The 20,055-nt window shown below is 63.0% G+C and carries 19 protein-coding genes and 1 tRNA gene; 8 read left to right on the forward strand and 12 right to left on the reverse strand.

Translation table 11 applies throughout. The features are described from left to right. Window positions 1–112: 112 nt before the first annotated feature. The 3 genes from ACVJGD_RS28015 to ACVJGD_RS28025 all read left to right on the forward strand — a co-directional run bounded on the left by ACVJGD_RS28015 (window position 113) and on the right by ACVJGD_RS28025 (window position 5,600). A complete protein-coding gene (locus tag ACVJGD_RS28015; protein WP_456637264.1) occupies window positions 113–1,855 on the forward strand; it encodes a putative bifunctional diguanylate cyclase/phosphodiesterase in 1,743 nt (580 codons plus the stop codon). A gap of 124 nt (window positions 1,856–1,979) precedes the next feature. After that, complete coding sequence (locus ACVJGD_RS28020; RefSeq protein ID WP_456637265.1) at window positions 1,980–5,081, forward strand: bifunctional diguanylate cyclase/phosphodiesterase; 3,102 nt, start codon at window positions 1,980–1,982, stop codon at window positions 5,079–5,081. 114 nt (window positions 5,082–5,195) lie between these two features. Further along, complete coding sequence (locus ACVJGD_RS28025; RefSeq protein WP_456637266.1) at window positions 5,196–5,600, forward strand: YccF domain-containing protein; 405 nt, start codon at window positions 5,196–5,198, stop codon at window positions 5,598–5,600. 14 nt (window positions 5,601–5,614) lie between these two features. Here ACVJGD_RS28025 and ACVJGD_RS28030 read toward each other — a convergent pair whose 3' ends face one another. Continuing rightward, complete coding sequence (locus ACVJGD_RS28030) at window positions 5,615–6,700, reverse strand: LLM class flavin-dependent oxidoreductase (protein WP_456637267.1); 1,086 nt, start codon at window positions 6,698–6,700, stop codon at window positions 5,615–5,617. A gap of 128 nt (window positions 6,701–6,828) precedes the next feature. Between ACVJGD_RS28030 and ACVJGD_RS28035 the strand changes: the two genes are divergently transcribed. Then, window positions 6,829–6,905: transfer RNA gene (locus ACVJGD_RS28035), tRNA-Arg, on the forward strand. 131 nt (window positions 6,906–7,036) lie between these two features. On the opposite strand, the gene ACVJGD_RS28040 is transcribed toward ACVJGD_RS28035, so the two are convergent. Both ACVJGD_RS28040 and ACVJGD_RS28045 read right to left on the reverse strand, forming a co-directional pair. Continuing rightward, a complete protein-coding gene (locus tag ACVJGD_RS28040) occupies window positions 7,037–7,474 on the reverse strand; it encodes a hypothetical protein (protein ID WP_456637268.1) in 438 nt (145 codons plus the stop codon). Between the two features lie 196 nt (window positions 7,475–7,670). Continuing rightward, a complete protein-coding gene (locus ACVJGD_RS28045) occupies window positions 7,671–7,898 on the reverse strand; it encodes a hypothetical protein (RefSeq protein WP_456640399.1) in 228 nt (75 codons plus the stop codon). 167 nt (window positions 7,899–8,065) lie between these two features. On the opposite strand from ACVJGD_RS28045, the gene ACVJGD_RS28050 reads away from it, so the two are divergent. Next, the gene (locus tag ACVJGD_RS28050) at window positions 8,066–8,914 is read left to right on the forward strand and encodes an HD domain-containing protein (protein ID WP_456637269.1); all 849 of its coding nucleotides are present in this window, start codon (window positions 8,066–8,068) and stop codon (window positions 8,912–8,914) included. Window positions 8,915–9,332: 418 nt separating this feature from the next. Continuing rightward, window positions 9,333–9,941, forward strand: coding sequence for an LOG family protein (locus tag ACVJGD_RS28055; protein WP_456637270.1), 609 nt, complete (start codon window positions 9,333–9,335; stop codon window positions 9,939–9,941). Window positions 9,942–10,097: 156 nt separating this feature from the next. Here the strand turns inward: ACVJGD_RS28055 and ACVJGD_RS28060 are convergent, their stop codons facing one another. The 9 genes from ACVJGD_RS28060 to ACVJGD_RS28100 all read right to left on the reverse strand — a co-directional run bounded on the left by ACVJGD_RS28060 (window position 10,098) and on the right by ACVJGD_RS28100 (window position 17,631). Further along, window positions 10,098–10,592, reverse strand: coding sequence for a hypothetical protein (locus tag ACVJGD_RS28060; protein WP_456637271.1), 495 nt, complete (start codon window positions 10,590–10,592; stop codon window positions 10,098–10,100). 2 nt (window positions 10,593–10,594) lie between these two features. Continuing rightward, window positions 10,595–10,813 (reverse strand): hypothetical protein, encoded by a 219-nt coding sequence (locus tag ACVJGD_RS28065; protein ID WP_456637272.1) that lies wholly within the window; start codon window positions 10,811–10,813, stop codon window positions 10,595–10,597. Between the two features lie 12 nt (window positions 10,814–10,825). Then, window positions 10,826–11,008: a hypothetical protein gene (locus tag ACVJGD_RS28070; RefSeq protein ID WP_456637273.1), complete on the reverse strand. Its 183-nt coding sequence runs from the start codon at window positions 11,006–11,008 to the stop codon at window positions 10,826–10,828. 94 nt (window positions 11,009–11,102) lie between these two features. After that, window positions 11,103–11,564: a DUF2267 domain-containing protein gene (locus tag ACVJGD_RS28075; protein ID WP_456637274.1), complete on the reverse strand. Its 462-nt coding sequence runs from the start codon at window positions 11,562–11,564 to the stop codon at window positions 11,103–11,105. 148 nt (window positions 11,565–11,712) lie between these two features. Further along, window positions 11,713–13,473 carry a methyl-accepting chemotaxis protein gene (locus ACVJGD_RS28080; RefSeq protein ID WP_456637275.1) on the reverse strand — a complete coding sequence of 587 codons (1,761 nt, stop codon included), beginning with the start codon at window positions 13,471–13,473 and terminating at the stop codon, window positions 11,713–11,715. A gap of 263 nt (window positions 13,474–13,736) precedes the next feature. Beyond that, a complete protein-coding gene (locus ACVJGD_RS28085) occupies window positions 13,737–14,366 on the reverse strand; it encodes an aspartate/glutamate racemase family protein (protein WP_456637276.1) in 630 nt (209 codons plus the stop codon). An 8-nt stretch (window positions 14,367–14,374) separates the two neighbouring features. Beyond that, window positions 14,375–15,388 (reverse strand): amino acid ABC transporter substrate-binding protein, encoded by a 1,014-nt coding sequence (locus ACVJGD_RS28090; protein ID WP_456637277.1) that lies wholly within the window; start codon window positions 15,386–15,388, stop codon window positions 14,375–14,377. Between the two features lie 12 nt (window positions 15,389–15,400). Then, window positions 15,401–16,750 (reverse strand): aspartate aminotransferase family protein, encoded by a 1,350-nt coding sequence (locus ACVJGD_RS28095; protein ID WP_456637278.1) that lies wholly within the window; start codon window positions 16,748–16,750, stop codon window positions 15,401–15,403. A gap of 5 nt (window positions 16,751–16,755) precedes the next feature. Beyond that, window positions 16,756–17,631 (reverse strand): MurR/RpiR family transcriptional regulator, encoded by an 876-nt coding sequence (locus ACVJGD_RS28100; RefSeq protein WP_456637279.1) that lies wholly within the window; start codon window positions 17,629–17,631, stop codon window positions 16,756–16,758. Between the two features lie 63 nt (window positions 17,632–17,694). On the opposite strand from ACVJGD_RS28100, the gene ACVJGD_RS28105 reads away from it, so the two are divergent. After that, window positions 17,695–18,927 (forward strand): amino acid ABC transporter permease, encoded by a 1,233-nt coding sequence (locus ACVJGD_RS28105; RefSeq protein WP_456637280.1) that lies wholly within the window; start codon window positions 17,695–17,697, stop codon window positions 18,925–18,927. A gap of 3 nt (window positions 18,928–18,930) precedes the next feature. Next, window positions 18,931–20,049, forward strand: coding sequence for an amino acid ABC transporter permease (locus ACVJGD_RS28110; RefSeq protein ID WP_456637281.1), 1,119 nt, complete (start codon window positions 18,931–18,933; stop codon window positions 20,047–20,049). The last annotated feature ends 6 nt before the right edge of the window (window positions 20,050–20,055 follow it).

Below are 20,055 nucleotides of genomic sequence, written 5' to 3' on the forward strand. Positions count from 1 at the left end.
AATCTCCTATCGACACAGATGTCGTGGTTTTTCTCAGTTCCACTTAACCAAAACTACAAGGGACTTTGCCAAGTTCGCGCGCATGCACAGTCCCACAAAACACGACTTTCAGATGGCCACGGCCGTGGCCACGAATGAGAGCGAACTCCATTCCGAATTGCGGATTCTGCGTGATGTCGTCAGGCTGCTGCCTGCGGGTGTCACGGTCCAGGACGAGCAGGGCAACTTCCTTGTCGTTAACGATGCCGCCGCGACGCGCTTCCGACTGGCAAGCGATGCAATGGTCTCGCAACTGGACGAGCGCCGCGAGACCTGTCTCGAATTGCTACGCAGCGGCCGCTCCGCCGTGCTGGAGGAAGCGGTTGCTTCCGGCGCGACCAGGCAGGTGTTCCTCACCGCGCATCGGCCGGTGCGGATCGCCGACCGCAATCTCTTGCTGTCGACCTCGGCCGACATCACCGAGCAGAAGGCGTTCGAGGACCAGCTATTCCGTTCCGCCTATTATGACGAGCTGACCGGCCTGCCGACGCGCCGCGTGATCGAGCACCGCGTCAACAGCCTGTTGCACCGTAACGAGGCAGACAATCATTTCGCGCTCGCTTTCCTCGACATCGACAATTTCAAGCACATCAACGACTACTACGGCCACGCCATCGGCGACGCGCTGCTGGTGGAGATGACCCGGCGGCTCGGCATGTCCCTGCGCGAGACCGACATCCTGTCGCGCATCTCTGGCGACGAATTCCTGCTGCTGCTCAATCCGGTCCAGACCGCGCAGGAGGTCGCCGACTACATCGAATTCATGCTGCAGCGATTGAAGGCGCCGTTCTTCATCGACCAGTCGGAAATCTTCGCCTCCACCTCGATCGGCGTCAGCCTTTATCCCGAGCACGGCCGAAGCTACGACGAGCTGCGCCAGAACGCCGACATCGCGATGTACCGGGTCAAGAACGGCGGCAAGGGTGCTGCGGCCTTCTTCGACGCCAGCATGGAAGTCGAGGCCATGGCGCGGATGAAGATCGAGCAGTCGCTGCGGCTTGCGATCCTGGAGAAGCGCTTCTGCTGCGCTTTCCAGGCCAAGGTCGATCTCAGGACACAGGAGGTCAGGGGCATCGAGGCGCTGGTGCGGCTGCGCGACAATGAAGGCGTGATCCAGGCGCCCGGCACCTTCGTCAACCTCGCCGTCGAGCTCGGGCTGATCGACGAGCTGACCCATCTGGTGCTGGCGGAAATCGTGAAGTCGATCGACCTGATCAACGAGACCTTCGGTCCCGACGCTTCCATCAGCATCAATGTCGCGGCCAAGCAGGCCGCCAATCCCGAATTCATGCGCCCGTTCGCTCGCGCGCTCGAAGAGACCGGATTTCCGAAGCGCTTCATGATCGAGGTGACGGAAGACGCCTTCGTCACCAAATCGCATTTCCAGGAGGAGATCCTGCCGATACTGCGCGGGATCGGCGTCGGGATCTCGATAGACGATTTCGGCATCGGCTATTCATCGCTGTCGGCGCTCGCCGACATCACCGCCGACGAGATCAAGATCGACCGCTCCTTCATCACCGACATCCATAAGCGGCCGCGCAGCCAGGGCATCCTGCGCGCGATCGAATCCTTGAGCGAGGCGCTCGGCATGACGGTGATCGCGGAAGGCATCGAATCCTACGAGGAGCTGGCCTACCTGCAGGCCGCGACCAAGATCCGCTACGCCCAGGGCTACTACTTCTCGAAACCGATTTTCCTGGACGACCTCAAGCCGTCGATGCCGCTGACAAGCGAATCGCGGGCCAGCCTCGCGAGCCGGGCGGTGCAGGAGTCACGTCCGGCTTACACCCGCACCAGCAGGTATCGGCGCTGAGGGCGGGAGCTGCCGCAACCATTGCGAGGATATATTGCAAGGCACGTATTAAGCGTTGAGTAACCGGATTTCCTAACCGGTTGGGCAATTTTGCGTTGTATGTCTGCCTCCCGGGAATTCGGGAATGCGCAATCCTTCAAAGCACATCCATAGGGTCATTGTTCGCGCGAAAATATTCCGCCGCCACTTGGCCGCGACGATCCGTGGCCCGGTGCTGTGGCTGACGCTGTGCGGCGGATTGCTGGTGGCCGCGATCTTTGCCGGCACCATCCTGATGGTCGGCCAATTCCGTGAGCGCGCCCTCCACAACAGCGAGCGCGAACTGGAAAACACGGTGCTGATGCTGACGCGCCACTTCGACCAGCAGTTCGAAGACTCCGCGGCGGTCGCCTCCGACCTGGTCTTGCAATTGCGGATCCCGGAGCTTGCCTCGCCGGAAGCGTTCAAGGAGCGGATGTCGACCGCTGAAGTGCATCATGTGCTGAAATCGAAGGGCCTGTCCTATCTCGGTGACGTCTCGCTGTTCGACACCGACGGGCGCATCATCACCTGGTCCGGACCGCTGCCGGCGCCGAAGCTCGACATATCCGAGCGCGCCTACTTCAAGAGCTTCAAATCCAATCCGGCGACGGAGCCCGTTCTCGCCGAAGCGGTCCACAGCTATGTCACCGGCAATCTGAATACCGTGATCGCGCATCGCCTGACCGGATCCAACGGAATCTTTCTCGGGATCATGACGCGACGCATCGATCCCGCAAACTATGAGAAGTTCTTTGCGTCCATAGCCCCAGGCGCGAGCGCGACCATCGGCCTGTTTCACGCCGACGGGACCTTGCTCGCACGCCACCCACGCATCGATGAGATGATCGGGCGGAATTTCGCCTCCGCCCCGCTGATGCGAAAGGTGCTGGCGGAAGGAGGCCAGCATACCCTGCGCGTCGTTAGCCCGGTCGATGGAATGAAGCGGCTGGGCTCGGCGGCGCGGCTGAGCCATTTCCCGGCGGTCGTCGTCGCAACCAATTCGATCGACGCGGCGCTTGCCGACTGGCGCGCGCAGACCAAATTCCTGGTCGCCGCCGCGGCGCTCGCCGCCCTCGTGGTCGCAGGTGTGCTGTTCCTGATCATCCGCAAGATCAACAAGCAGAACCGCCAGGCGCGGCAGCGGCTCAAGGCTGAGCGGCACCGACTCGATACTGCGCTGAACAACATGATCCAGGGGCTGGTGCAGTACGACGCCGAGGGGCGCATCGTCGCCTTCAACCGTCGCTACCTCGACATATTCCGGCTCTCGACCGACGTCGTGAAGCCGGGATGCCATTTCCGTGATTTGATGCGGCACCGCCAGGCGCAGGGATTGTTCGATGGTGATGTCGACGAATTCTGCACCTCGGTCATGAACAGTATCGCGCAGGGTCGAGTCGATCGCCGCCTGACAGGCTGCGCGGATGGCCGCTGGTTCTCGGGCATCAGCACGCCGCTCAGGCACGGCGGGTGGATCACAACGGTCGAGGACATCACCGAGCGCTGCAGGCTGGAGCAGGAGCGCGATCGGAACTACGCGTTCCTGCGCGAGATCATCGATCACATCCCCTCGCAGATCACCGTCAAGGATGCGCAGAACCGGCGCTATCTGCTGGTCAACCGGGTTGCCGAGGAGCAGTTCGGCATCTCACGTGACCTGATCATCGGCAAGACCGCCTTCGATGTGTTTCCGGCCGCCTCCGCCCGAATTGTCACCTCGGACGACGAAAGACTGCTGCAGTCCGCCGACGGCCTCTACAAGGACGAACACCTCTGGAAGACCCAGGCGAAGGGCGAGCGCTACATCACCTCGAAGCGCATCGGGATACGCGATCAGGCCGGCACGACGCGTTATATCATCAACGTCGTCGAGGACGTGACCGAGCGCAAGCGCGCGAACGAAAGGATCACCTATCTGGCGCATTATGATGCGCTGACCGACCTGCCGAACCGCGTGCTGTTCCGCGCGCAGATCGCGCGCGAGCTCGAAAGGGCAAAGCATGACGAACAGTTCGCATTGCTTTACATCGATATCGACGAGTTCAAGGCCATCAACGACTCGCTCGGCCATCATGTCGGCGACGAATTGCTGAAGACGGTGGCCGCACGAATCAAGGCGTGCCTCAAACCTGGTGACTTGATCGCCCGGCTTGGCGGCGACGAATTCGCGGTGATCCAGACCGCCGTTGACGCGACCGGTGACGTCGCGGACTTCGTGACGCGGATCCATGGCGCGATCCGACAGCCCTGCGACTGTCTCGGCCATCATCTCTCCACCGACGCCAGCATTGGCATCGCGCTGGCGCCGCAGGACGGCACGGAGCTGGACCAATTGATCAAGCATGCGGATCTGGCGATGTATGCCGCCAAAGCGGGTGGACGCCGGACGCACCGCTTCTTCGAGCCGGCGATGGATGAAAGCGCCCAGGCCCGCCTCACCATGGAGCAGGACCTGCGGCAAGCCATGGTGGACGGCGGTTTCGAGATCCATTACCAGCCGCTCTTGGACTTGAGGACCAATCAGGTGGCCGGCTGCGAGGCGCTGTTGCGCTGGCGCCATCCGGAGCGTGGCATGGTCTCCCCCGCCGAGTTCATTCCGGTGGCGGAAGATACCGGCCTGATCAACGAGCTCGGCGACTGGGTGCTGCGCACGGCCTGCACGGAAGCGGCCGCCTGGCCATCTCACATCCGGCTCGCCGTCAACGTCTCGCCGGTCCAATTGAAATGCGAAACGCTGGCGTTGCGGATCACAAGCGCGCTCACCGCCTCCGGCCTCGCGCCCGGTCGGCTGGAGATCGAGATCACGGAGGCGGTGCTTATCAGGGACGATGAAGCCGCGCTGGCGATCCTGCACCAGCTCCGCGCCATTGGCGTGCGCATCGCGCTCGACGATTTCGGCACCGGCTACTCATCCTTGAGCTATCTGAAACGGTTTCCGTTCGACAAGATCAAGATCGACCGCTGCTTCGTCAGCGATATCGAGGTCGACGGTTCCTCGGCCATCGTGCAGGCGGTGGTGAATATCGCCGCGTCGCGCAACATGACCACCGCGGCCGAAGGCGTCGAAACCGAACAGCAGCGGAAATTGCTGCGCGAACTGGGCTGCACGCAGATGCAGGGCTTCCTGTTCAGCGCACCGAAGCCGGCATCGGAGATCAGGCGATTGCTCGACATGGACCAGACGACGGCACGGGCCTTCGCCTAGAATGGCGCGATCGCCGATCGGGCGGCTATCTTGCGCGACGAGGATGGCGTACAAATATCGGGTCCGAGCCCGGCCACGAGGCAATCTGGCCACAAGGCAACGTCGAGTGAACCCATGTCTCCTCTCTCCATCCTCCTCAATGTGCTCTGGATCCTGATCGGCGGCGCGTGGATGGCGTTTGGCTGGCTTGTCGCTGCGATCATCATGGCGATCACGATCATCGGCCTGCCCTGGGCGCGCGCGGCCTTCAACATCGCCGTCTATACCCTGCTGCCGTTCGGCTCGCGGGCGGTGCGCCGCGACGAAATCACCGGCGAGAGCGACGTCGGGACCGGCGCGCTCGGGCTGATCGGCAATCTGATCTGGTTCGTACTCGCGGGCTGGTGGCTTGCGCTCGGTCACCTGCTCACGGCGATCATCTGGGCGGTCACCATCATCGGCCTGCCCTTCGCCTGGGCCCATCTCAAGCTTGCCGGCATCGCGCTATGGCCGATCGGCAAGACGATCGTACCTGCTTGATCGTTCTGATTCGATCAGAACCGAGCCTCTAGGCGGCCGCGGTTGTTTTCGGCCAGGATCGGGCGGATCAGGCGTCCAAAACGCTCGGCCTCTTCGTCATGCAGATAGCCGGACAGGCAGAAGGAATGGCAGCCGGCATCGATGAATTGCTGCAGCATGTCGGCGCATTGGACGGGATTGCCGACCACGGCAATGCCGGCGCCGGGCCGGACCTTGGTGATGCCGGTCCACAGATGCGGCAGCAGGAGATCGCCGTGCTCGCGCGCAAGCTGCTGCACCCGTTGGTTGGCGACTGAATTATTGTAGAGCGTCTTCATCTCCTGTCTCTGCCGTTCGGTGGCGTGACGCACCAGGCGGTCGGCCGCCTCCCACGCATCCGCTTCGTTCTCGCGGCAGATCATCTGCAGCCGCATGCCGAAGCCGATCGCCTGCTCGCGGCCATGACCGCGCGCCAGCGCCCTGATCTCGGCGATGTTCTGCGCGATACGTTCCGGCAGGTCGCCCCAGAACAGATGCACATCGGAGTGTTTCGCCGATAATTCCCACGCCTGCCGCGAGCCGCCGCCGAGATAGAATTTCGGGAACGGCTGCTGCAGCGGCCGCGGCCGGATATGCGCACCCGACAGCGTGTGGAACCTGCCATTGAAATGCACCGGCCCGCGCGTAGTCCACAGCGCCTTCAGGATCGAGACCTCCTCGTCCATCAGCGCGTAACGCTCTTCCTTGGCGTAACGGACACCCTCGGCTTCGACCTCGCTTTCGTTCTGGCCTGCGATCAGGTTGATGCAGATGCGCCCGCCCGACATCTGGTCGAAGGTCGAGATCATCTTGGCAAGCAGCACCGGATTGATGTAGCTGGGACGCGCCGCGATCAACGGCTTGATCTTCGACGACCGCGCTGCCATGAAGGCGCCCGTGATCCAGGCCTCCCAGCACGCCGAGCCGACCGGGATCAGCAGATATTCAAAGCCCGCCGCTTCGGCGGCCTGCACCACCCGCTCGCAGAGTTCCGGCGAGCCCCCCACCTGGGCTTCCATCAGCCCATAGGCCGTGGTGTCGCCATGCGTCGGCAAATACCAGCCAAATTCCAGCGGGCGCATGACAATTCTCCTTGGGCAGACGGCGCTTTTCGCGCGATTTCTACCGCCAGTTTACAGCCTGCGCTCGGCCCGACAATCACCTCAAGGCCGTTGCCGACAGGGGACCAATCGGCTAAATGAACGGCTAGGCACCCGTAGCTCAGCTGGATAGAGCGTTGCCCTCCGAAGGCAAAGGTCACACGTTCGAATCGTGTCGGGTGCGCCAACAAATTCGATAAGTGGCGTAGATCGCCAGAACCTGCGCAGAAACAAGACTCACCATAGATTTGCCGACCGAGATAGCGGATTGGCCGCGATCAACGTCGCGCGCGGCGGCATTCGAGCGGCGCTTGCCCCTCAATCGTCATCGGCTCCTTGAATGGAGAAGCCTTGCCCATATGGGTTCGTCGGGCTGTCCGGCGCGTACGGATTTCCAGCACCAAAGGGATTGTTGACGCTATCGGGAGAGAAACGGCTTCCATAGCGGCCGTATGGGTTTGAAATCGAATCCGGATCGTACGGATTGCTACTTAAGCGCCCACGATAGTTTCCCTCGCTGTCATACAGCTTGGGAGCATCGGTCGCGTACGGATTATTCGCGGAGCTGTTGCTATGACCGCTGCCATATCGCCCGTACGGATTGTTGACGCCGTTTGGATTGTATGGACTGCCAGCACCGTATGCGTTCCCCGTCGAGTTCGGGGCATATGGGTTGGCGGAATAGTTGCCGAGGTATTGCGCGCCAGCGCCCGAAGTGGTCACGACCAGCAGGACAATGCTCAAAGCCATCTTCATCGACACTTCTCTTCGCTCCGACATCGCGGGCGCACTCGCTGGACACACGGTCGTCGGGCGGCATGGCCGCACTCAACATTGTCACGACACTTCCTGAACGTCACATGACCGCAGCCGGGATGTCCGGCGGCTGCAGCGGTCCTATGGGGCGAGCTGGCACCCGGTACACATCCATCGCGTGCGACCGGGCGCAGCGCTACCTCAACCCGAGAAGCGAGCGCCGGTAGCCGCTGGCGCGGGCTTCGCTCCTGCACACAAAGCTTCCGGTATAACCCCGTCCGTAACGTTTCTGCCCTTTCAGGTAATAGCGCGCGCGCCGGAAATCGAGCCAAACCACGGAATCATCAGGGCAATGCCGCTGGGCCTGGGATTGATAGCGAAACGGCGTAAGCGGGACGGCCTTCGCCTCGTGTGCGGCGCACACGAAAAGTGCGAAGGAAACGACAAGTCCACTGTATTTGATCCGGGTCAACGGGCGCGCCCCCAAGCGTTTCCAGCACCCCGATCCATACCATTTTCGACACGCCGCCTGAAGACGGCTCGAACGGACTGTGCTATCCTTCAATCAGTCGCGACTGAGCGAGCAGCAACATGCTCACCATTCCACATCTCACCGCGCAGGCGCTCGGTGCCTTTCTCGCCTCCGAGACCACCGGACGGTTTGGCTCGTCTTACGGTTACCTCAACGAGCTCCTGCCATATGCGGCGCGACTGGCGCTTGAATGCATCGGCAACAGCGATGCGCTTTATCACAACATCGAACACTCGATGCTGGTCACCCTGACCGGCCATGACATCCTGATGGGGCGCGCCCTGTCGCGGCCGACGACGGCCGAGGATTATTCGAACTTCATCCTGGCCTGCCTGTTCCACGACATCGGCTATGTCCGCGGCGTCCTTCAAGGAGACGGGGACGACGTCTATGTCGCCGATGTCACCGGCGCGACCATCCGGCTTCCGCGCGGCGCGTCCGACGCGGCGCTTGCGCCCTATCACGTGGACCGATCCAAACTGTTTGCGCTGGAACGTTTCGATACTGCCGAGCACGTTGACGCGAACCGGATGGCGCGCGCGATCGAATACACGCGATTTCCCTACGCGCCCTCATCATCGGACGACGATCTGAACAATGAAGAGGGTCTATTGCTGCGCGCCGCCGACCTGATCGGCCAGCTCGGCGACCCCAATTACTTAAGGAAGGCCAATGCTCTCTTCTACGAGTTCGAAGAGACCGGGATGAACAAGCAGCTCGGCTACGATACCCCCGCCGATGTCGTCTACAAGTATCCGCAATTCTACTGGAATACGGTCGCGCCGCAGATATCGACGGCCATTCGATACCTGAACGTCACATCAAGCGGCCGCCAATGGATCGCAAACCTCTACGGCAATGTCTTCAGGGCAGAGCGCGAGATGAGACTGTCCGGTCCGCAACTGTGACGCTCATGGATTGCCAAGCCGTACAACGCATATTGAGATCGCCGACATAGCCAGCGCAGCAAGCTGGTCTCACCGCCGAACCGCGAGAGCTTTGGTTCTGATTGAATCAGAACCAAAGCTCTCGACACGCTACGCCGCCGATCAATCAGCGCCAGCATGACCGGCGCATCCGGCATCGACAGCACCGCGTCGGGGCGCTCGATCAGGCGCGATTGCGCGCCTTGCCGACGGTGCCGAACGGGCCGCCCCTTAACCGGGTCGGAAAAATTCCTGTTAAATTCCAAACATATAAGTCGGCATTCACAATGCCGACCTGGTGGCGATCACCTTGCAGTGCGACGCCTCGATCCGCCGCCCCTCATGCTAACGTCGACCCGGCGACGAATCGTTTGCAGCACGAAAGGTCCGCATACATCCAATGCAGAACCAAAATCACAAGACGCTGAAATCCGTCTGTATCTTTTGCGGCTCCAGCCCTGGCCGCGACCCGATTTACCTGGAGACCGCGGTCGTCACCGGGCAGGCGCTGGCGAAGGCTGGCATCACCATCGTCTATGGCGGGGGGAAGGTCGGGCTGATGGGGGCCGTGGCAGATGCAGCGCTCGCGGCGGGCGGGCGTGTCGTCGGCGTCATTCCACGCTCGCTGGTCGAGCGCGAGATCGGGCACACAGGCTTGAGCCAGCTTCACGTCGTCGAAACCATGCACGAGCGCAAGACGATGATGGCGGAACTGTCCGATGGCTTCATCGCGCTACCCGGCGGCGCTGGAACGCTCGAAGAACTTTTCGAGGAATGGACCTGGGCCCAGCTCGGCATCCATGAAAAGCCCTGTGGCCTCCTGAACGTGAAGGACTATTTCTCGCCGCTGATCGCAATGGTGGAAAGGATCGTCGCGGAAGGGTTCATGGCGGCCGCCTACGCCGAGATGCTCGTCATCGAAACCAAGGTGGAAACGTTGCTAAGTCGCTTCGCGACCTACCAGCCGCCGCCACGAAAATGGTTGCGCGCGAACGGCGCCAAGCCCTGAAGCATGATCCGGACGCGGAGGGCCGCGTTAGCGCAAAGTGGAACGCGATTTTCCCCTCGCTACAAAGGCGAAGCGTTTGCGTGGGGAGATCCTGCTCAAACGAGAAGGTGAAATCGTGATCTGATTCTGCTGAATCGGATCACGATTTCTGTCCCTTCACCCGCCATGCTTCTGCGGCTTATGGCCGCGCTGGCCGGGATCATTGTGCTTGTTGTGGTGACTTTCCTGGTTCAGCCCGCCGCGGCTCACCGGAAATTCCGACTGCCGCGCATTGTGTTTCGGGCGTCTTACGGCTGCATCTTCCACAATGCGCGCGCCCCCTTGCTCGACATGGCGCACGTCGGGAACGTCGGGCTTTCGTTCGAGCATCCGAAGCTGCTGCTCATGGGTCTTCTTGCCCTGCAATACCGTCTTGCGCGATTTCGGCGTCTGGTCGCGCGACGGGCGGCCTTGCCGGCGATCTGGCGCTTCGATGCCGCCCTGAGCATTGGTGTCGTTTTCGACGTCGCCTTCAAACGTATTCTCGCCTTCGGCATCTTCGAGATCATCTGGCGTCGCCTGCGCCATCGTGACGCCCTTCGATCCGCCGATCAGCGGATTGCGATGAAGGTCGATGTCGCTCGGCCGTTTCGTCTTGGCATGCTTCGTCATGATCACCCCTTCGATGCCGGATGCGTACCCCCGCCCTTCTGTTCCGGTTCGTGCGTATGATGGCTATCGCGCTCGCCACCGCCGCCGGAAACCCGGCTGTGATGTCGCTTGGGGTCGTCCGCGGCCGGCTTCTTGACTTCAAGCGGCGCCTGGGCGTTTTCGTGCGCAGCACCAGGGCCGCCCTGGCGAATGCTCGCCGGCGTCTTGGTGGAAGTGGACATCAGTGTGCTCCTTCAGCGATCCTGCTGATAGCCTTGATGGGTGGTGTTCTGCCTGGCGTTCGCCGACTGCCCCTGCTCATCGGGATTTTCCACGTGCCCGCGCGTCGTGCGCGCCTGATGGGCATTGCCGGACTTCGGATCACCCGTACCTTTGCGACTCTGGTTCTCCGGCGGCACCGGTGGTGGCTTGGTCATGATGGACTCCTGTTCCATCGAAGTTGACATAGGATAACGCACGCGAACTGCGTGGGTTCACTTCACCGTCATTGAAACCCGCGGACGTAATCGGTCAGGAAACCGATTGCGCGCGCCGCGGCGTCCTCTTCGATTCCGGCCACATCGCGCGGACTTCCTCCGGCAATGCGTGGCGGACCTTCTCGACCTGACCAGGGTCGACGTAGTGGTTCAGCACCTGGAACACGGCATGCGCCGCGTCGGGCGCGCTCACCGGCCGTGTCGAGCTCAGCTCGGCCGTGATGATCGACAGGAACTGTTCTGCCGACCGCCAGTTTTGCGGGGTATCGCTCGGGCGGAATCGATCGTAGTACGTGCCGCGCACCATCAGTGGAAGCTGCGCGCCGAGATGCGCCGCGAGTTCGATGGGAACCCGATCGCGTATGGTCCGCAGCACCGCGCCCAATGCATGCCACGCCACCTGCCGGTCGCGTGGCAAGGTTTCCATGATCTCATCCAGCCATGAATTGGTGAGATGGATGGTTCTGTCGAATACCTCGAGACCTGTCGCACTCATGGGATCACCCTCCGTTTGTGAGACGCAGGGCTAACGATGCGCGGACGCGGAGGTTCGGGAATGTTTTGGCCGACGAGCGCCCGGCCGACTTCTGCTTCTGGCGGCCGAGCTGCATCTACAATGGTGGCGCTGCCGCCACCGGCCGCGTTCAGGCGGCCCGGACGGTCTGCAGGAACCGGCCGACTTCCATCTGGAGCCGATTGCTGTCGCGGGACAGCGATTGCGCTGATGAGAGCACCTGCGTGGACGCCGAGCCTGTCGCGGTGGCGCCGCGCTGCACGTCGGTGATCCGCGAAGAAACCTCCTCGGTCCCTTGCGCGGCCTGCTGCACATTGCGCGCGATCTCCTGCGTCGCCGCGCCCTGCTCCTCGACCGCGGCCGCGACCGTCGAGGCGATCTCCGCCAGCGCTTCGATCGTGTTGCTGATCTGCCCGATGGCGCCGACCGACTGATCGGTCGCGGTCTGGATCGCCGCGATCTGCTGCCCGATCTCGCCGGTCGCCTTCGCCGTCTGCTCGGCCAGCGCCTTCACCTCGGAGGCGACCACTGCAAAGCCGCGGCCCGCGTCGCCGGCGCGCGCAGCCTCGATGGTGGCGTTGAGCGCCAAGAGGTTGGTCTGGCCTGCAATGGTGTTGATGAGCTCCACGACATCGCCGATGCGGCTTGCGGCTTTGGAAAGTTCGCTCACGCGCTCGGTGGTGGCGCGCGCCTGGCCGACAGCGTCGGCCGCGATTCGCGCCGAATCCTGCACCTGGCGGCTGATCTCGTTCACTGAAGACGACAGTTCTTCCGTTGCTGTGGCCACCGATTGCACGTTGGCCGACGCCTCTTCGGACGCCGAGGCGACCGCAACTGTTATCTCCTGGGCCCGTTCGGCCGTCGACGTGAGCGCCTTTGCGGATTGCTCCAGCTCCGTCGACGCTGTCGAGACGGTGCTCACGATCTCGCCTACCGCTCCCTCGAACGCGTCCGCAAGCTTGATCATTTCGGCCCGGCGCTGCCCGGCGAGGATGTCATCCTGCCGGCGCTTGGACTCGGCCTCGAGCACCGCCTTCTCTTCCGCCTTGACCTTGAACGTCTCGACGGCGCTTGCGACCGCGCCGATTTCGTCCTTGCGCCCGATGCCGGGCAACTGGACGTCAAAATTGCCATTCGCGAGTTCCTGCATGGCCCGGCTCAGGCTGCGCATCGGTCCCGCGATCGAAAGTGCCGATAGCACGGAGGTCACGATCAGAAGCAGGGCCGCAACGCCGCCGATGGCAAGCGACATTTTCGCAGCCGAAGTCGCCTGCTGCGCCGCTTTTTCGATCTCACCGGTCATGGCCTGCTTGGCACGGTCCACGATCGAATTGGCGTTCGCCTCAAGCTCCGCTGAAAGCGGCAGCATGACATCATTGGCGATCAGTCGCGAATCTGTCGTCAACTGCGCGGCGCGCGCCTGGGCTTCGTTCGAGATCGCGAGCCCGGAGGCTTCGACGGAGGCAATCTCCAGAAGCTCGGTCTTCATCTTCGCAAGCCTCTCGGCGGCCGCCTCATAGGCCGTCGCCGAGCTCTTCAACTTGTCCAACTCCAAGCGCGTGTCTGATGTCGAGAGACGGGCGATCTCATCGGCGAATCCGAGAAACCCCTTGAAACGCGCCGCCAGAAACTCCGTGGCTTTCTGCAGCTCTTCATCGGTGGTCGCAACGCGGATATTGGCTGCTCCGATCTGCAGGCCTCGTGCCGCCGCCTTGGCGTCGATGGCCGCGCGCGCAATGTTGGACTGCAGGAGGGCGCTTTCATTGGTCCGGCCGACACTGGCATTCGCCGTCAGTTGATTGGCGATCATCAGCGCGACGAAGATCACGCCGAGTGCGGATGCGATGCCGAGCTTGGCTCCGATCCGCAAATTTTGAATAGTCTTGATCATGCCCACCCCGTTGCAGTCTGGCCTTTGGCCCAACCTCTTCAGCCCGCGCCGAACTTATTGCTGGGGCTGTTTAAGCAACGTTAAAGGGCGGCAGCCAAAGCGCTGAAACAACCCGTGAGCGAATGAATGATGGTCTGCGGAAACGCAGGCTGCATATGCCGACGCGCGAACGCGGGGCTCGCACAACTCTCTGATGTACTTCTTCGTCTAGAAGAAGGCGAGCCGGGACGATTCGCCTGCGCACTCGTCGGCAAAGGATACCGTCAGCACAGCATCTCCTTCAACTTCAACACCGCGCTATCCGGCGTCGTGAGCACGGTTCGCCCCGATACTTGCTCAACCGCTGCTGCCGCCGGCGCCATACTGTATTGCGCGAGCGCGATGACGTCGCAGTCGCGCAAGCCTTGCGATGCTGCGACCACAAGCCGGTCGTGCTCGGCGCGATCGCCACGGTCGAGCGCTGCCAATGCGCCTTCCGCCAGTTTCGGCACGAGCTCGATAGAGGCGGGAAACTCGCGAGGCATGGAGACTAGCGTCGGCGGAAACGTCGAGAGCAGGCCGACCTTGCGCCCGCTTCGCGCGGCCTGCTCGATCATCGCCTCATTGGGCTTCAAGACCGGCATCGGCGCATGCGCCCGCGCGACGGCCTCGATGCAGGGCCCGAAGGCGGAGCAGGTGAACAGGATCGCATCGGCGCCGGTGCTCACGACATAACGGCCGAGCGCGAGGAAACGCTCGGTCATGACGTCGGTGAGCCGGCCATCGCGTGCGAGATCCGCCGACAGGCTGTCGTCGAGCAGGTTCATCAGCCGCGCTTCCGGCCACAGCCTTGCGAACGACGATTCGATCGGCTCGATCGAATGCTTCAGGGCGTGAATGAGGGCGATACGCATCAACCAGCTCACTTGAACGGAATCGCGTACATCATGCCACCCTTGCTCCAGAGCGCGTTCAAGCCACGATCGAGCTTGAGGGGGCTCGCCTTGCCGACATTGCGTTCAAAAATCTCGCCGTAATTGCCGCCGGCCTTGATCGCGTAGACCATCCATTTGTTATCGAGCCCGAGCCGCGAGCCAAGATCGCCCGATGAGCCGAGCAGGCGCTGGATCGCCGGCACATCAGAGGATTTTGCCATCTGCTCGACATTCGCCGCGGTGACGCCGAGCTCTTCCGCCTCGATCAGGCCGTAATGCAGCCAGGTGATGATGTCGCTCCATGCTTCGTCGCCGTTGCGAGTGAAGGGCCCGAGCGGCTCCTTGCTGATGGTCTGCGGCAGGACCACGTAATCGGCGGCATTCGGTGCCGCGGTGGCAACGGCGCCGGCGAGTGCCGAAGCATCCTGGGTCATCGCGTCGCAACGACCGCCGAAAAAGGTCTGATACATGGTGTCGACGCGATCGAATACGAGCGGCTTCCACTCGATGCCATTGGCGCGGCCATAGTCGCCGAGCGTCACCTCGTGTGTCGTGCCCTGCGCCACGCAAACGGTGGCGCCATTGAGCCCTTTCAAGTCTTTGACCCCGGCGTCGACGCGGACGACGAAGCCCTGGCCGTCGTAGAAATTGACCGGGCCCTGGCGCAGACCGAGCGTGGCGCCGCGCAAATAAGTCTGCGTCGAGTTGCGATAGAGCACATCGATCTCGCCGGACTGCAGCGCCGTGAAGCGGTTTTGAGCGGTCAGCGCCACGTAGCGTACTTTTGCGGGATCGCCCAGCACGCCGGCGGCGAGCGCCCGGCAATAATCGACATCTAGCCCCTTATAGTTGCCTTGAGAGTCCGGCGCGGAGAAACCGGCAAAGCCGGCGCTGACGCCGCAGACGAGCTGACCGCGCTGCTTCACCGTGTCGAGCGTACCTGCGATCGCCGCCGAGATCGACGTGGCGAGCAAAGCGGTTGCAACAAGAACTCTCTTCATTCTGCCCTCCTCCTAGTGACCGACACTCTTCAATGCGCTGTCGACGGCCTTGCCGAGCCGATCGACGATCTCGTCGATGTCCTCCGATGTCGCGATATAAGGCGGCGCCAGCAGAACGTGATCGCCATGGCGCCCGTCGACCGTGCCTCCAGCGGGGTAGCAGCCGAGCCCACCCTCGAAGGCCGCTGCCTTGATTTTCTGGTTGAGTTTCAGCGCGGGATCGAACGGTTGGCGCGAACTGCGATCGGCGACCAGTTCGATCGCCCAGAACAGGCCGCGGCCCCTGATATCGCCGACATGGCGGTGATTGCCGAAGCGCTCTATCAAGCGACGCTCGAACTGGTGGCCGCGCTGCTTCACACGATCGAGCAATTGCTCCTCATCGATGATCCGCTGCACCTCGAGCGCAGCGGCGCAGGCGAGCGGATGCCCGAGATAGGTATGGCCGTGCTGAAACACACCCGAGCCATCGCGGATCGCGTCCGTGATGCGGCCACTTGCGAGCATCGCGCCGATCGGCTGGTAGCCGCCGCCAAGACCCTTCGCGATCGCCTGGATATCGGGCGAAACGCCCTCCTGCTCCCACGCATGCAGCGTGCCGGTGCGACCCATGCCGCACATCACCTCGTCGAGGATCAGAAGCGCGCCGTGCCGATTGCAGATCTCGCGCACAGCCTTGAAGTAGCCTTCCGGCGCCGGCACGCAGCCGGCCGTGGCGCCGACCACCGGCTCCGCGATGAAGGCCGCGACCGTATCGGGGCCAAGCCGCTGGAATTCGGCTTCGAGCTCCGCGGCAAGCCGCGCGACGAAGCCAGCTTCCGTCTCCTGATCGCGCTGCTCGTGATAGGCGAAAGCCGGCGTGACATGGCTGAAGGCGGACGACAACAGCGGCGCGTAAGGCTCGCGCCGCCAGGCATTGCCGCCGGCGGCGAGCGCGCCCAGCGTATTGCCGTGATAGCTCTGGCGACGGGCGATGAAATGCCGGCGCTGCGGCTGGCCGGTCTCGACGAAATATTGCCGCGCCAGTTTGATGCTGGCCTCGACAGCTTCCGAACCGCCGCTCACGAAATAGACCTGAGCGAGCCCACCCGGCTCATGGCCGACGAGCTTTTCGGCCAGCGCCTCGGCAGGCTCCGAGGTGAAGAAGGCGGTGTGGGCATAAGCCAGCTTCGAAGCCTGCTTCGCGATCGCCTCAACGACGCGCGGGTGCTGATGGCCAAGACAGGAGACCGCCGCGCCGCCGGACGCGTCGAGGATCTTTCGGCCATCTTCGGCGATCAGCCACACGCCTTCGCCGCCGATCGCTTTCGGCGGGGTTTGACGCAAACTTCGGTGCATCACGCGGCTGCGGCCGGTAGCCATGACGGTCAACCTTTCTCGACAACGTATTGCGACAGTTCGGCGAGGCGCGCCTCGGTCTCCTCCAGCCGCCGCCTTGCACCTGCGCCGCCCAACGTGAAGGCAACCGCGGCAAGCGACTGCGCGATCGCAATGGCGCCGGTGAGGCTCGGGAAGAAGCCGGGCGAACTGGCTGCCTCGAACAGCAGCAGGTGATCCGCGCCTTCCGCCATCGGCGCGCTGACGGTGTCGGCGATCGCGATCATCGTCGCGCGCGCGCGATGGGCCGCGCGCGCCGACAATACACTCGCCATGGAATAGGGCGCGAAGCCGATGACGACCACCGCGTCTTTGGGGCGGAAGGCGCCGAGATCGAGGTCTTCGGGCCCGGAGCCGCCGACAAGCTGCACGGCCTCGGGACGGAACAGGCGAAGCTGGTAGTTCAGGAGTTCCGCAACACTGCGGCAACTTCGGAAACCGGCGATCCAGATGCGTTCGGCGTCGCGGAGCGCCCTCGCGGCATTTGCCACCGCGCCGTGAGAGATCCGCCCCAGACCCGCAGCCTCGGCTTCGAGTTTGTCGGCGACCAGTGCGACATCGGCGTGCGGCCCCGTACGCCTTCCTGTGGTGCGCGCGGAAAAGGGTGAGGATTGCTCCGGCCGCCGCGCCTCGGTCAGCGCGGCACGTAATGCATCCCAGCCGGAATAGCCGAGCGCCTTCGCAAGCCGCGTAAAGGCCGCAGGATCGGCCCCCGCTACTGCTGCGAGTTCCCGCATCGAGCGCGTGGTGGCGTCATAATCGTTTGCTGCGACGAAGCGGCCGACTTGCTGCAGCCGCGTCGGCAGCGACGGCAGGGCGCTGCAGAGCTCGTTCAGGGGCGAGGACTTCGGCTGCGGCTGGGCCATGAAACATATGTTGCACAGATCGAGAATTGGTGCAACATTTGAAGCGCGCGCCCCCGTCAGCGCATGGCCGAAGATCACTTCATCTCCGAGGTTGAGGATTTTTGCGCTGTGACGATATCCACGACCGATCGCCCTCACCGCCGGCCCATTCGCCGTTCCTGGAGCCGTCAACAAATCTCCGGTCTGATCTGGCAGATCGTGGTGATCGCCATCGCGGTCGCCGTCGTCGGCTTCCTCTGGTCGAACGCCGTCCACAATCTGTCGGTGCGGCGCATTTCGACAGGCTTCGCCTTCCTCGGTCGCGAGGCCGGGATGCCGATCGCCGACTCCTGGCTCGCCTATAGTCCGAAAGATCCCTATGCGCGCGCGTTCCTGGTCGGCATCGTCAACACGCTGCGCGTCGCCGTGATCGGCATCGTGCTTGCGACGGTGCTTGGCACCGCGATCGGCATCGCGCGACTGTCTTCGAACTGGCTGTTGTCGCGGCTTGCCGCCGTCTATGTCGAGGTGCTGCGCGACCTGCCGCTGCTGCTGCAGCTTCTGTTCTGGTACGTGCTGATGCAGGGCCTACCCGCGGCACGTGCGGCATGGAAGCCGATCGACGGCGTGTTCCTCTCCAATCGCGGCTTGGTGCTGCCTTCCATCCCCATCCATGCCGCCAATCTCTGGGCGATCGGAGCGGTCGTGCTCGGGCTCGGCGCATTCTATTTCCTGCGCCGGCGACTGATCGCGCGGCAGATGCGCGACGGACAGCCAAGACGGCTGTGGCCTTATGGATTGATCCTCATCGTCTTAGCTCCAGCACTGGTGTCGTGGGCAGTCGGCGCCTCCTGGACGGTGACAAAGCCCGAGTTGCGTGGCTTCAATTTCGTCGGCGGCCTGACGCTGGCGCCGGAATATTTTGCGCTGCTGATCGCGCTCGTCACCTACACCTCCGCCTTCATCGCAGAGATCGTACGCAGCGGCATTCAGGCGGTGCCCAGGGGGCAATGGGACGCCGCGGCCGCGCTCGGGCTGCGGCGCAGCTTCGTGCTGCAGCATATCGTGCTGCCACAGGCACTCCGCGTCATCATCCCGCCGATGACGAGCCAATATCTGAATCTGACGAAGAACTCCTCGCTGGCGGTCGCCGTCGGCTACCAGGACATCGTCTCGATTGCGAACACCACGCTGAACCAGACGGGTCAGGCGATCGAGGCGATCGCGCTGATCATGAGCGTGTTCCTGACCATCAGCCTCGCCATCAGCCTGTTCATGAATTGGTACAACGCGCGCATCGCGCTGGTGGAGCGCTGAGCCATGACGATGGCGACGGACCTATCCGAAGCGCCGCTGCCGATCCCGCCGCGCGCGCGGAGGACGACCGGCGGCCGTCCGATCCAATGGCTGCGCGCCAATCTGTTCTCGTCGGTTCCCAACGCGCTGATCACTCTGGTTCTGGCCTTCGTTCTCGTGAAGGCCGGCGTCAGCTTCGTCCAATGGGGATTCTCGAATGCGATCTGGTGGCTCCCCGGCAATGACACCGCGGCCTGCCGCACGCTGCGCGGGCTCGGCGCCTGCTGGGCCGTGATTCCGGAAAAGTATCGCTTCATCCTGTTCGGCACCTACCCGTTCGATCAACAGTGGCGGCCGGCGGCCGTCACATTGATCTTCATCGCGCTGTTCGTCATATCGAGTCGGCGGACGTTTTGGCGCCCCGCGCTGGTTTCCGTCTGGATCGCAGCACTGGTTGTGATCGGCCTGTTGATGTGGGGCGGCATCCTCGGCATGCCCTATGTCTCGCAGGACCGCTGGGGCGGACTTCCGGTGACGCTGATCCTCGCCACCTTCGGGCTGGCTTTCGGCTTCCCGCTCGGCATTGTCGTCGCGCTCGGTCGCCGCTCAAAGCTGCCTGCGATCCGCTCGCTCTGCGTGCTCTATGTCGAACTGATCCGCGGCGTGCCCTTGATCAGCCTCCTGTTCATGGCAAGCGTGATGTTCCCGCTGTTCATGCCCGACGGCGTCAACATCGATAAATTGCTCCGCGCCCAGATCGCCTTCATCCTCTATGCAGGCGCCTATTTGGCAGAAGTGGTGCGCGGCGGGCTGCAGGCCGTGCCGCGCGGCCAATATGAAGCCGCCGACGCGCTCGGCCTTTCCTATTGGAAGAAGCACGGCCTGGTGATCCTGCCGCAGGCGATCCGTCACGTGATCCCGCCGCTGGTCAACACCTTCCTCGCCTTTTTCAAGGACACCAGCCTGGTGCTGATCATCGGCATTTTCGATCTCCTGACGACCGCGAAGACGGCGATCATCGATCCGGCGTGGCAATCGTTCAGCGTCGAGGTCTATGTCTTCGTCGGCCTGATCTATTTTGCCTTCTGCTTTGCAATGTCGCGCTACAGCAAGCAGCTCGAGGCGCAGGGCACGCCACGGTGACGGCAT

This window comes from Bradyrhizobium sp. USDA 10063, from assembly GCF_054063735.1.